Source organism: Acidaminococcus sp. (assembly GCA_022482815.1).
Taxonomy (GTDB): Bacteria; Bacillota; Negativicutes; order Acidaminococcales; family Acidaminococcaceae; genus Acidaminococcus.
In genome coordinates this window covers 1,545,664-1,559,170 of the sequence record JAKVOM010000001.1, presented here as the reverse complement: position 1 = coordinate 1,559,170, position 13,507 = coordinate 1,545,664, and the positions used below count along the sequence as shown (strand labels likewise).

Sequence of the window (13,507 nt, the reverse complement as noted above, 5' to 3'; positions counted from 1 at the left end):
GAGTACTGTACGATGTACTCATGAGAACTGTGAAAAATAAAAGTTGCATTCAGCCAACATTTAAGGAACTGCTTTTATAAGTTCAAGCTAAAATTACCGCAGTAAATTTTCCGCTGCGATAACAAAAAATCGGACCCCCGCAAGGGATCCGATTTTTTAATATTTCAATATAAGGCAACCAGCGACCTGCGTTCAGCGTCATCAAAAATTATCCTTATTCTCGGCATAGACACCGGGAAGGATCCTGGCAAGGTTTGTAAATTCTTTGATATTGTGAGCAAAAAGGCCCCGTGCGGCTTCCATAGGCACCGAAGCTCCTTTCGGCACAGCTTTTACAATTTTTCCATCCCTGATGGCATAACCAATCCAGAAACGGGATGAGAAGAGAATGCCATCCTTATAAGGAATCCACTTGTGAGTCATAGCCGACGAATCTCCACCCTCTCCGACAGCGCAGACTAGAGAAGCACAGGTCTTCGAGCCGATGATGGATTCATCGTAGCCGAAATCCCGGGGTCTCTTGAACTGAAGATGAATAAAGGAAGGGCCAAAGCCAATGTCTTCCAGGATGTAGTGGTCCACGCCCCACGTCTTCTGATTGACGGGAACCTGCGGGTCGCAGACGTAATCGGCACGATTGGCACGGGCAAAATAATGGTCCTCCGGATCCCACATCTTGTAGCGCAGATCAGAACCCACACTATGCCATGGGAACCACCAGTCCATCATCTCTACCGTGACGCCCGGCATATACGTATCATTGCAGACAAACCCGGTTCCATCGGGCGCAACGCCATAACCCAGCTGGCAATACGCCTTGTCTTCTCCCCGCAGAAATGCATTCTTTTCTTCAAAGGGAACGCTGCGGACTTTTGACGGTGCATCGACCAGACGAAATTTTTCCACGGGTACAGGAGCCATGGGGCCTTCAAAATATTTATAGTAAGGAAGTGCCTTTTCTTCCTTGCTGACGCCTACCTTTTTTCCTGGTTGGTTGAACATATAGATAACCGCCTTTCTTGTTGAGCTGTTTTACTTATGATACAATTGTAGCATAAGTAAATGGCTTTATGACTTCTCTTCAAGGAAATACAACAGAAAGGGAAAAAATGTATCACATTGCAAAAGACCCCAGGGCTCAAAAATCGGCTCAGCTTATTGTAGATGTTGTCTTGGCTCTCGCAAAGACCACCCCGGCGAATCGGATTTCCATCGCATCCATCCAGCGCATATCTTCAGTCAGCCGCAGTACTTTTTACCGGCTTTTTGACACGCCAGTCGATGTCCTGCTCTACCAGGCAGACCGGCTCTTTGATGATTTTGTCGCACGCCCATCCGATAAAAACCATCCCCGTGCCACCCTCTATTCTTTTTTAGGTCTCATCATGAAGCATGCCGATCTTCTTGCAGCCCTTGAAAAATGCAATCGTCTCGATGCCCTTGCTAAAAACCATCAGCGCTATTTCCGTGAAATCAGCTCCCTGTGGGACGTTCCCGAGAGCACGAGCGAGGCTGAAAAGGATTATTTTGTCAATTTTCTCAGTTACCTCATGCCCATTGCCATCATGACCTGGATAGAGCGGGGACAAAAAGATACTCAGGAGGAAGTCTATCGTTATTTCTGGCAGAGCTTGAAGCGCATTGCCCGGATTTCTGCCTGAAATTCTTTTGAAGAAATCCTTTCAGCATCTTTAATCTGTGCTTTACTTTTTGTTTAATAATTTAGTCTATGATAGCATTGTAAGAAGGAAAGGAGATGAAGGAAGATGGAAGCACTGATTACAAGCATCGACCATGCAATACTCCTATGGATCCATGAGACCCTGCGCACCGATATCGGTACACATTTCTGGGAAGAAGTTACGGACCTTGGAAACGTCGGGCTCATGTGGATACTTCTCTCCGTCTCCCTTTGCCTCTTCAAAAAAACGAGGCTCGTCGGTCTTTCGGCACTGGCGGCTTTCGTGATAGATGCCTTTCTGACTAACGGCGTTCTCAAACATTGGATGGCTCGCCCGCGTCCCTTCATTACATATGAAGATATCATGCCCCTCATTCCCCCTCCGACAGATTTTTCCTTCCCGTCCGGACACACGACGAGTTCCTTTGCTGTCGCCTTCGTCTTCTTTGAACTGCTGCCCAAAAAATTAAGCATTCCCGCCCTTCTCGTCGCCGCTGCCATTGCCTTTTCCAGGCTCTATCTCGGCGTTCACTACCCCACTGACGTGCTTGCAGGAATGTTCATCGGCTATATCGTATCCCGTATAGCTATTTTCCTTGTGAGATATCTTTCCTCTCATTCCTGGAGAAGCGATGCAGCAGAAGACGGTAAGAGCGAATAGGTCACCTTTCACTAAAGGTACCAAGTGCAAAAAGAGGCTGTGAAGAAATGCTAACGCATTTTTTCACAGCCCCTTCCCTTTTTACGCCAGTCGCCTCTCCAGCGGCTTCGAAAGTCGGAAAAACAACCGGCGGGAAAGATAACTTCTTTTAACAAAAATAACAAGACATACACCCCATTTAGGAGCATATGTCCTAATATCATACCTGTTTTTCATTTTCTTTTTATGAACGGCACAGAAGATGGGTGCAGCTGCAAGGAAGGCGTCCTTAGGGACCCGAGATAATACAAAAATAGTATATCGAGTGGTTCCTAAGGACGCCTGACACAGCAGATGCGCCCAAGGGAGCCATTGATTCAATGAACAGCTTCAGATACATGCGGATGTGCCAGTTACGCAAGAAGACAATCCGAAGGGTTACCGGGTGTAACTCAAGGAATTGTCGACACAGCGTAACTGGCACAAACGTAAGTAGATGAAGTTGCGAATGAATCAATGGCTCCCCGTTCTGCGCCGGGCAGAAAAAGTTTCCCTAAAAAGAGCTCTGCCTCGAAATGCGTGCGAGGTCAGCCGAGCACCAGGGAGAGGCAGGTGCCTTTAATAACATCAGAAGTTAAATTTAAGGCCGACATCCCAGCTCCAATTCTCATCATACGTCGACCCATCGCCCCGTTCCAGGTCGAAATAAGCCTGCGTCTTGTCATTAATCTTGTACGCAGCACCAAGGCCGTAGGAGAACCAGGTGTCGCCATAGTCCTCATGGACGCGGAGCGAATCCGTGTCAACAGACATAGTCGTTACATGGTTGCCGCCAAAGTCATGGTACCAGTTTGCCTTAGCGTAGACAGAGAACTTCGGGCTTTCGTAGCCGACACGCGCGCCGATACGTCCCAGTGCCGTACGGATGGTTTCGCCATCTACATGGACGCCGTTCGAGTCGGTGAAGGAGTCATTGCTGAAATGTCCCAGTACAAACTGAGCCTGCGGTTCCACGAACCAGCCGTTCGAAGACTTTCTCTTGTAGCCGTATTCGGCGCCCAGTGAGAAGCCCGTACTGGTCGACTCTCCCTCAATACCACGTCCAAGCGCCGTGTAATCGAATTCATTCTCGTACCGCGATCCCTTAAGGGTAATGTCGAGATACTGACCGTCTTTCCAGACCTGCGTATCGTAGAGTCCGAGGGTGTAGCCCGTAAGGTCTCCCTTCCCTGTGACGTACGTTGAATCACCGTCGAGGTAAGCAAAGCCGACACCCATGACGTGTTCCTTCTTATCCGTCTCCTCATGAAGCCAGTCATAACCCACTTCATACTCATTGTATTTCGAGTTCACGAGGAAATCACTCACGCGGCTGAACTTCTTGCCTTTGGCTCTTGCCCAGATGCCATTATCCGTATTAGGAGTAAGCGTACCATCGGCTTCGCCGAGGCGGCGGAAGAGCGTATCCATGTCACTTCTCCAGAGGAGGTAGTTCGATCCCGCAATGCCGCCGAGGTTGCGGACTACTGTCGTGTGATGCCCCTCGCTGTTCGTGGCATTTTTCGTGTACCTGCCAAGATACCAATCCGTATTGTAGCCGTCCGTCACGTTATCCGTCGTACTCATAAGTTTCAGGTCATAGTAGTAGAGAGCCGCTTCTGTCTCCCCATCACTTACAAAGGAACCCTGTTCATCACCGACGCTTGCAAGAACAGTGCCCAACGCGCCCGACCAGGTATTGGACGTGCTGCTCAGATGCAGATATGTCGTGCCCGTGTGAGTCCCCGTGACGTATACGTGGTCGTTGCCCGTATTGGTCGAACCATCGGCATCGAGATAGACTGTCGCTCCATCACCGGCAAAGGTATCCATCGTCAGAGTTTGACCCAGCGTACCATCCATGAGATTTACGGCGGCCCCGTCGGCATTCAGCGTGTTTACGGTAGAAGAATCCGTCAGGTTCCACGTGGAGCCGCTTTCAAGATTCAGTGTCATCGTATCGGCGTCGTCCGTCGCCGCACCTGTAAAGGTACTGCTTACAGTAGCAGTAAGCACACCACTATCGGAGGTAGAAATGTCTCCGATAATAGAGTCCGCGGAGAGCGTCAGCGTGCCGCTGTCCGTCGCCGCTGCATCGCCCGTCAAAGTTCCGGACACATCTGCCGTAAGTGTACTGCCGGATTCCGTTGATGTAAGATTGCCTGTTACAGAACCGGCTGTCAGGGTTAAAGAACCGGCATCCGAAGCCACAGCATCACCCGTATAAGTGCCGGATAAGGTAGCTGTAAGGACACCTTCGTCCGTAGCCGTAAGGTCACCGGTAAGCGTTTCCGTGACTCCTGCACCACCTATAGTAACGACGGCCCCATTTCCTGTAGCAAGAGCGCCGTTTTCCAAAGTAATAGTCTGTCCATCGAGATTAACTTCCGTATCCACCCCATCTTCCAGTGACCAGGATACTACCTGTCCAACAATTGAAAGAGATTCGGTCCGACTGCTGCCTAAAGACAGGACACTGCCCCACATAGCCGAGACAGCGTATGGCATATCACTGGGATCTATAGACTCATCTTCTGTGAGAGTAATATTCGTCCCATCTACCGAAAGGAAAGCATCACTCCCATACATATTTATCATGCCATTCAAGGTAACTGCATCCCCGGTAATCTTCATCACATTATCGCCGTCGTCACCCTCTATTAAAATGGCACTGTTAATAAGAACTGACTCGGTTGCATCGTCACCAATGGTAACCGTCCCTCCATCGGTTTGCTCAATAGCGAGATCTGAGGTTCCCGTCGTGCCGATTACAATTTCATTGCCCTTGATGGTAAGGTCTGCACCGTCCACTTCCACGTGGCCTTCAACTGTAACTTTGGACGTATCATCACTGCCGATAGTTATCGTACTGCCGTCAGCAGAATAAACAGAGTAACCATTGGTAAGCTCACGTCCATTCCATTCATAAGTTTCAGCTTCAAGCGTAATCAAATCACCAAGAACTGTCGCCGTAGAATTATAAAGGGCCATCAAAGATTCCATGATAACCGTGTCTGTACTTGCCGACCCAATGGTCGTTGTACCGCTATGATATGTCGCAACATCGCCTGTTGTAATGGAAGATCCCAGAAGAGTCGTCGCGGCTCCCGAGCCAACGGTCCGAAGAACACCACTAATCGTAATGGATTCGGTATTTTCCGTTCCGATATTGAGCGTACCGCCGGCGTATCCCATCTCAAGAGTACTCGTTGAGCTAAGATCGCCATTGAGAATACCATCAGTCGTTGTGACAGAGATAGTATTGCCATAAAGGTTCAGCGTTGAAGCATTGCCATCTACTACAATGGTAGAATCGCCACTGCCATTTTCCACATCAATAGTTAAACTCTCCGTGCTGTCACTGCCGATGCGAATAGAAGCACCACTTTCTACATGAATGCCTTCTGTTTCTAATTCATAGTTCCCTGTCCCAACTGTATTATGGGTAATAGAAATGTCCGATCCGTCGACGTTGATGCTGCTTCCGGAGCCAACAGCGCCAATCGGTCCGTTAATATCAACATCATCCGTTGCCGTAACGGTAATACTGCTGCCTCCGTCGGCATAGAGCGTATGATCCTCATCACCGCCATATTCAGTCGAATAATAGGAATTCGGGCTGTAATTCATCGTAATATCGTCTGCCGTCAGCGTTATGGTTGAGGCTGATCCGTTATCATCGGTAGCAAGGACTTCCCCTGTCGTCGTAATAGACGTAGTTTTCGAACTACCAATCGTGATAGTCGACCCATCCGAGGCCGTCACGGCAGCGTCACTGGCTGACCTGTTAAGGGTCACGGTATCCGCATAGAGACTAATTTTACTGCTATTATCAGCAAGAACTTCCCCATTAGCTGTAATGTTTTCATACGTGGAAGTGGTATCTGTAGACCCAACGGCAACTACAGCCCCATTATTGGCATAAATGGCACTATCGCTGTCACTGGTTGAGCTAAAAATAATCGTTCCGTTGCCTTGAATAGTTGCTCTACCACCATCTGCATAGACTTGTCCGTAATTAATGGCAGCATATGCGCGTCCTGAAGATAAAGACAACAACACAAATAAAGTCAGCAGAGCATTTTTCCCAACTGACTTTCCATTGAATAACTTCCTGTTGAATTTCACCTTTGACATACTACTCATCTCCTACCCGGACAAGTAGCGTGCAGAAATCCCTATCTCCTCCTGAAAATGACGTTCCCCCCTGCGAACGCTTTACTATCCTATTTTTTATTTTTAGGAAAACATACTACGTGGACATTTAATACAAAACGAATCAAATATAATATGAATTCCTAGTTACGAGCTAATTGTAATATAACTTATTTTAATAATCAATAGATTTTGATAAGTTTAAAGAACATAAGCTTATTTTATGAGTTGTTTGTTACATTTGCTATAGGTTAAAGCTTTGGCGCTTACGTGCAAAAAAAGCTGTGACGTTTCGGCAGCGTGGTGCGGCCTCGGCACGAAGGGTATAAAAAAAAACAGCATTTAGCATACGGCCTTTGACAAAACTTTCGACAGAACGGATAAATCCTATCGTGTGGGCAGCTCTTTGACAAATTCCTGGAGAAAGATTTCAGCAGGGAATCAGTTAGCTTTTGGCAGTAAACAAAAAATCGGATTTCCTAAGGAATCCGATTTTTCATTGACTCATTTTTCATTTATTCTCAGCAAACCGCTTATCGATTTGCTTCCGTCAGTCCGACCTGTGGCTAGCTACCAACGCCCCGCGCATTTTACTTATGCAGCGGCAGCCCTTTCGTCAGCCGATCAATCGCGTTCTTCTTTCCTCTTAAACCGATGCCGACAAGATTCAGGTCTTCCGTGGCAAAACGGGCTACGGCCGCGCGATTAGCCTCATCATCAAAGGTTTCGAACAATTCTTCCGGATAGATGGCGACTGCGATATCTCCTCTGGCTATGGTTTTCTGCAGTAATTCCTGCAGCTCTTCTTTACTGGCGCTATGAATCATGACAGGCTGCTGTGACATGGGCAGATATTCCTGGCCGTCCGCATCCATATACGGTTTGCCGATAATATTCTGCGTACCGGCAATCCCGCTCATCAAAAATGCATTCACATTCAGAGCCTGCCAAGTCTCAAGTCCATCCCACAAAACAATCTTGATTTTCGTATCAAATTTCACTTCAAAACCTCCTTGTCAACCGTTGATACCTCTGTTATTATAATGGAGAATAATATTGCAATCAAATTGAATATATTGCATTTAAACTTTAATATTATAAAATTTGAGAAGGTGAGGATATCATGGATCTTAAATACCTGCGTACGTTCCAGGCCATTACACGGACGGGCAGCTTTCAAAAGGCAGCTCAGGCACTGTCCTACGCTCCCTCCACTGTCACCTTTCAGATGAAGCAATTGGAAAAAGAATTAGGTGTTCCCTTGTTCGAGCGGCGCGGCCATCAGCAGCAGCTCTCCTCAGTCGGTGCATCTGTCCAGCCTTACATTGAAAATGTTCTCGCTGCCTCCGACAAACTGCTCTCCTTTTGCCAGTCAGACGCACTCACTGGTAGTCTGACCGTCCTGCTTCCTGAGTCGTTATTAACATACCATTTGCAGCCGATTCTGGAAGAATTTCGCAAAAAGGCCCCTGCTGTGCGGCTTTCCCTGCAAGTAGAAAACTGCTTTTCCATTTACGACAAAATGCGTCTGGGGCAGGCGGATGTCGCGCTGCACTACGGTGTCGGGAATTATCCGCCATCCTTTTCTGTCCAGCCGCTGCGCAAGTATCCGCTCGTGCTCGTTGCCTCCCCCAAACTCTCGGAAGAGGACAGTGATTTTATCACGCCAAACCAGACAAAGCCGCTCTGTTTGCTTTTGAACGATGCCCGGGCCCTGTATCTGACCTTCTTCCACAGTTATCTGCGGGAAAAATGCATCACCCTCGCCCAGGAAATGGACGTATGGAGCCTCGAAGCCATCAAACAGTGCATCTTAAGCAACATTGGCATTGCCTTTCTCCCGGAATTTGTCGTACACCGTGAGCTGCAGGAAGGCACGATGAAGGAGATACCTGTTGAGATGGAGCAAAAAGAAATGACAGCCATTCTGGTCCGCCGCAAAGAAGCCGAAGACAATCCCGTCATACAGTGTTTCGAGGATATCGTCCGTGCCCATTTTGCCGCAGAAGAGGAAGCGGAGACTGGGGAAAAATTATGAGTTTTGAGTTTTGAGTTTTGAGTTTTGAGTTTTAAGGCTTTCCAACCAAATAAGTGATGATATGCAAAAGGAGCTGTGAAAAAATAAAAAGCGCTTTTGGCTTTTAGCATATGGCATTTAGCCTAGCCCGCAGCAGAGTGTTAAAGCTTTTGATTCAAATAAGATATGATATAAAACCTGAAATTTAGCACTTAACCTAATTTTTAAGTTTTATTTTTATAAGTTCGTAGAAAAATGCCCTCGCAATTTTTCTTCCACGAGCGACCCGCGGCCAGCGACCGACGACCAGCGTAAAGGGGCTGTCGCATTTTGCGACGGCCCCTTTTGTATCAAAAACAAGGTAAAAGCAAGGCGCGGCCTCATTGAATGAGACCGCGCCTTGGTGTAGAATTTAAATATGCCAAAAAACAAACCTACACAAAAGGATTATACAAAAATTGGCAGTTCTTATCAACTTTTTCTTCCTCTAAATTTTGAAGTACAAATCCCTAATGACGATCCTGTTCGCTTGGTGCGTGCCATGGTAGAAGGGATGGATGTAAAGGCATTGTATGACACGTATTCTCATGTCGAGAATAAATTAACGTCACCAATTCAGCTGCTGGAGATCGTCATTTATGCATGTATGGAAGGAATTCGTGGTTCGCGTAAGATAGAGCAATCCTGTAAAAGAGACACTCATTTCATGTTCCTCTTAGATGGGAAAAAAGCTCCGGATAATGCAACCATTGCAAGATTTTGTTCCCTCCATCTAAAACCATGTATCAAGGAGCTCATGATTCAGATGGATAAATGGCTGCTGGCTCGCGGTTTCATCACGCTGGATAGCCTGTTCATCGATGGGACAAAAATTGAATCTGTGGCAAACAAATACAAATTTGTTTGGAAAAACAGAGTCTTAGGCAGCCAGAACAAACTCATAGAGAAACTGGAGCAACTGGTTCCCGAAATCGAGGAACGTTTCGGAATCAAGGTCTGTTACGGAAACACTTTCCACATCCGTCATTTAAAGAAGCTCCTAAAAAAACTGCTTGTCATAAAGCGGGCTGAAGGGATCGAGTTTGTTCACGGATGTGGGAAAAGAAAGACCATTCTACAGAAGTACTATGAGATTTTAGCTAACTATCTCAAACGGCTTAAGGTGTATACGAAGCAGCTTCACATCTGTGGGGAACGGAACAGCTTTGCCAAAACAGACCCGGATGCTACCTTTATGAGGATGAAAGAAGACGCCATGCTTAATGGCGCCTTAAAGCCGGGATACAATGTCCAATATGCCAACAATTCCGGTTTTACCTTGTTTGCAGATGTGAGTGCACATCCAACAGATATGCGGACACTCATTCCTTTTCTTGAAGGATTTGAAGCCCACTTCGGTCAGAAATTTGCAAACATTGTAGCCGATGCAGGCTATGAAAGCGAAGAGAACTTGGTCTGGCTGAAGAAGAATCAGTATACTTCATATATCAAGCCTAACAATTATGAAAGAAGCAAGAGGAAAAAGTATAAGAACGACATCGGCAAAGCAGAAAACATGACATATTTGCCTGATCAAGACATGTATATCTGTAAAGGTAGGAGACTGCTGAAAGTCAGTAAAGTAACCCAGGTAAAGAACCGGTCAGGATATGTGTCAGAGAAAACATATTACGAATGTAAGGACTGCAGCGGTTGTCCCTACAAGGAACAGTGCATCCATGGGAACAATTGCAGGACACCCATGGAGAAAAGAAACAAGAAATTAGTGGTCTCGAAGAATTTTGCTGCATTGAGGGCAGAATCCCTGAAGAACATTACTTCCGAATATGGTAAGGAACTGAGGATGAACCGCAGTATACAGGCAGAAGGAGCCTTTGCGGATCTCAAGGATTCATTAAACGTCAGAAGACTAGAAACCCGAGGCAAAGGAAATGCCCTGGTAACAGTGGGAATATGTGCCATGGCACGGAATGTCCTGAAGGTCCATCACAAAGTTCAAGACGGCAAAGAGGATTTGCACTTATATCCGCTGAAAAAAGAGGCCTAAAAGATACAAAAAGAGCGCACGAAAAAAAGCAACTTAGAGTTGCTTAATTTCGTGCGCCCTTTTTTCATCTCAAAACATATTCAACTAAAAAGTAAGGCAAATTGGGGCCTTTAGCAAGTTATTTCAGGGATTAAAAATCGGTCACTTGCGACAGCCCCTTTTTAGTGAACTGATACAGGAATGGTTTTCTTTTTCGTTTTAACCGCAAGCCATACTGTGCGAAGCTATCTGCTATTTTTCTGCTCCGCCCTTTGATCATATCCATCTATCAAATAATCTGTCAGACGGCCGACCGTAAATTTACGGGGATCATCATCCCGTAGGAGTTCGTTCTGCGTAAGGACGATATCGAGGGCTTCCGGCGTGAATTTGGCCGAAGCACTCATGTGCATAATAATGATGGACCCCGTGCGCACCCGATGTTCCGGCGTATAGATGCCGGCTTTAATGGCTCCGACGAGCTGCGCAAGATTATGCGCTGCATAGTCTTCCGTACTTTCATAGCCCGACACGAGGAATGTATATCCCGCGTTAAAGAGAGCTTTTGCCCCATTTTCACTGATTGTAAGCGTAGGCGGTCTGAAAAGGCGGGAAAGGCTGTAATGGCCATTCACTTCTACATCGCCGACCGTCTCTGCCAACTTTCTGTAAGCAGTCTTCACATTTTCAGAATAGGCTTCGGGCGTCTCGCTTTCCTCAATATGTCCTTTCTTATTCCGAATAGCCATGGCACCATGACGGTCCGTATGGCTTCCAATCGTATTGCCTTCTTCGGCAATGGCACGGAGAAGATTAGGATTGCTCGGCATGTACCGCGTAATGATAAAGAACGTTCCCGTAGCATTGTGCTTGCGGAGCACGTAGAGCAGCTTATTGATGGTATTATCCGTGCCCCAGTCATCAAAGGTCAGAAAAATCATCCGATCCGGCGCAGTCTTTACAACACCGCCCTTATCGGCCTTGCGAATGACGTCCTGGTCGAGCCCGTACATACGGTCTTCTTCATCGACTTCAGGTGCCCCGATGTAATGGGACAGGAAAACTTTTGAAAAGTTGCTGTCATCCACCGGATAGGCGATGGTGTCAGGCTGAAGCTTTGTCGGAACTTTCTCCATAGGAACTGGATATTCCCAAAGCTTAGCCTTGTCTGCAAGAACATCCCCGACGGAAAGGATCGCATAAGCGGAATCGTTTTTCGGATTGGTCTCCGGCTGGTCACGGAAGGTCCGGTACGTATTGGCATCGACTTTTTCCTTATGAATCCGTGTCATGACTTCCCCGATAAGGGCAGGATTCTTTAGAAAATCCAGACGGAAATACATAATCTGCCCCCGTCCGAGAGAAAAGTCCCATTTCTTAAAAATGGCGTTCATAATGTCATCGGATGTGTTAGCGTCCTTAAGTCTCGTGAGCACCACGTTGCGGGTCTGCCCGATGAGGGGAAGGTGCAGTTCATCGAGGACGCTCGAAACAGCCTCATTCTCAGCGCCATACATCTGACGCACCACGGTCGGATTCACGCCATACTCGCGGGACAGGCGCTGCCTGATCCGCTCAATCTGCTTTCTGATGGCATCCTTTGTAGGCGTATCACCCGGGCGGAGTCCGATACCAATTTCCTGGCCATGGTTTACGATATTATGAATCGTGGCCGAATTTTCCCGAAGTTCCCGCTCCGTAACAAAAAAAGTGCCGCGAATCTTTTCCTTCTCCATACGTTCCAGCACGTCTTCCACCGTCTGCGGATTTCTGAGCCCTCCGAAAGTGAAAACAACCGCTTTTTTGGTCGTAGGGATGATGTTCATGGCTTTTCCGGCTTCACTTTGAGGCAAAAAAGCAAAGAAGGCACAGAAAAGAACCAAGAGCACAATTTTTTTCATAGTGTTACTCCTTTAGTTCCTCGACCTTTCCCCGTGTCAGGGAAGAAAGATCTTCGTTGCCGCCAAGGGCCCAGAGAAAGATGTGCGGGTAGCCTGCATTCATAGCTTCCTTGATCCAGGCGTTTAATGTAGATGCATCGGCATACCACACAGTCATGGTGTGCCCGTCCTCCTCATAGGTAAAGGAAAGGGCACCGCTTGCTGCATCGCGCTCAGGCGTCACGCCATGATTTTTGCTAAGGGCCATGGCCTCTTGCTGCGTAATAAAGCGGCCTTCTTTTCCATCCTTCCAGACGGCTCCCCCGACAGAAAAGGCAAGAGCCGTATCTCCTTTCAGGACGTCCATCTTCCGGCACGTCTTGCGGATAAAAGCAAGATCAGCCTTGGGCCCGGGCCCACTATGAGGTCCGTAAAGGTTATAGGCCATCACAACATATTCGATGCCTTGCGGAAATGTATCACTAAAGGGAACGGAAGGTTCCAGAATAGCGCGGACTTTGATATGACGCGCTTTCGCCTTTTCTTCCAGGATTGTGAGGAAGGACAGGAACTTTTCCTGCAGACGCGCGTCTCCTTTTTTCCAGATATTCTCGTAGTCAATTTCCACTCCGGTAAAGTCCTTTTTCTCCGCAAGGTTCAGGATTTTTTCGGCATGACGTTCCCGCCCGGTTCTCGTAGTAAGGAGCGGAACAAGAAATTCCGTATCTTTGAGGCGCGGCTCTCCCTTGCGAGGCACGACGTCGTTTACGATGGTAAGATACGCGCGTTTCCTGCTCACTTTGCTTTTGGTAAGCGATTCAGGGAAAATCAGCTCTCCCTCGTCATTAAAATAAGCAGCAAAATAGGACAGATCCTCAAAACGGTCTTTCAGGTCTTGTGCTTCTTCCCTGCCCCGGGCACTGTCCCAGTACGTAATCCAGGCCGACAGCGACAAGTTGGCACTGATGCCCTCCCGGGTCGGTCCGATGAGGCTGATAGCCGCGATGACGGCCAGCATGGGAATCCATCTTGGCCGAAAAGATTTGATCATAGGGATGATCTCCCCTTT

9 protein-coding genes are annotated in these 13,507 nt (G+C 47.5%); 4 read left to right on the top strand and 5 right to left on the bottom strand.

Going from position 1 to position 13,507, the window contains the following annotated elements:
- Positions 1-201: 201 nt before the first annotated feature.
- Positions 202-1,002 carry a phloretin hydrolase gene (locus LKE33_06845; protein MCH3950634.1) on the bottom strand — a complete coding sequence of 267 codons (801 nt, stop codon included), beginning with the start codon at positions 1,000-1,002 and terminating at the stop codon, positions 202-204.
- Positions 1,003-1,109: 107 nt separating this feature from the next.
- On the opposite strand from LKE33_06845, the gene LKE33_06840 reads away from it, so the two are divergent.
- On the top strand, positions 1,110-1,661 hold the full coding sequence (locus tag LKE33_06840; GenBank protein ID MCH3950633.1) for a hypothetical protein: 552 nt from the start codon (positions 1,110-1,112) through the stop codon (positions 1,659-1,661).
- Positions 1,662-1,766: 105 nt separating this feature from the next.
- Positions 1,767-2,342 carry a phosphatase PAP2 family protein gene (locus LKE33_06835; protein MCH3950632.1) on the top strand — a complete coding sequence of 192 codons (576 nt, stop codon included), beginning with the start codon at positions 1,767-1,769 and terminating at the stop codon, positions 2,340-2,342.
- 606 nt (positions 2,343-2,948) lie between these two features.
- Here LKE33_06835 and LKE33_06830 read toward each other — a convergent pair.
- Both LKE33_06830 and LKE33_06825 read right to left on the bottom strand, forming a co-directional pair.
- Positions 2,949-6,497 carry an autotransporter outer membrane beta-barrel domain-containing protein gene (locus LKE33_06830; GenBank protein ID MCH3950631.1) on the bottom strand — a complete coding sequence of 1,183 codons (3,549 nt, stop codon included), beginning with the start codon at positions 6,495-6,497 and terminating at the stop codon, positions 2,949-2,951.
- A 608-nt stretch (positions 6,498-7,105) separates the two neighbouring features.
- Positions 7,106-7,516: a DUF2000 domain-containing protein gene (locus tag LKE33_06825; protein ID MCH3950630.1), complete on the bottom strand. Its 411-nt coding sequence runs from the start codon at positions 7,514-7,516 to the stop codon at positions 7,106-7,108.
- A gap of 122 nt (positions 7,517-7,638) precedes the next feature.
- On the opposite strand from LKE33_06825, the gene LKE33_06820 reads away from it, so the two are divergent.
- Positions 7,639-8,553 carry a LysR family transcriptional regulator gene (locus LKE33_06820; protein MCH3950629.1) on the top strand — a complete coding sequence of 305 codons (915 nt, stop codon included), beginning with the start codon at positions 7,639-7,641 and terminating at the stop codon, positions 8,551-8,553.
- Positions 8,554-8,950: 397 nt separating this feature from the next.
- A complete protein-coding gene (locus LKE33_06815; protein MCH3950628.1) occupies positions 8,951-10,579 on the top strand; it encodes an IS1182 family transposase in 1,629 nt (542 codons plus the stop codon).
- A 224-nt stretch (positions 10,580-10,803) separates the two neighbouring features.
- Here the strand turns inward: LKE33_06815 and LKE33_06810 are convergent, their stop codons facing one another.
- The gene (locus tag LKE33_06810; GenBank protein ID MCH3950627.1) at positions 10,804-12,459 is read right to left on the bottom strand and encodes a polysaccharide deacetylase family protein; all 1,656 of its coding nucleotides are present in this window, start codon (positions 12,457-12,459) and stop codon (positions 10,804-10,806) included.
- Between the two features lie 4 nt (positions 12,460-12,463).
- On the bottom strand, positions 12,464-13,489 hold the full coding sequence (locus LKE33_06805; protein MCH3950626.1) for a glycosyl hydrolase family 18 protein: 1,026 nt from the start codon (positions 13,487-13,489) through the stop codon (positions 12,464-12,466).
- Positions 13,490-13,507: the final 18 nt, after the last annotated feature.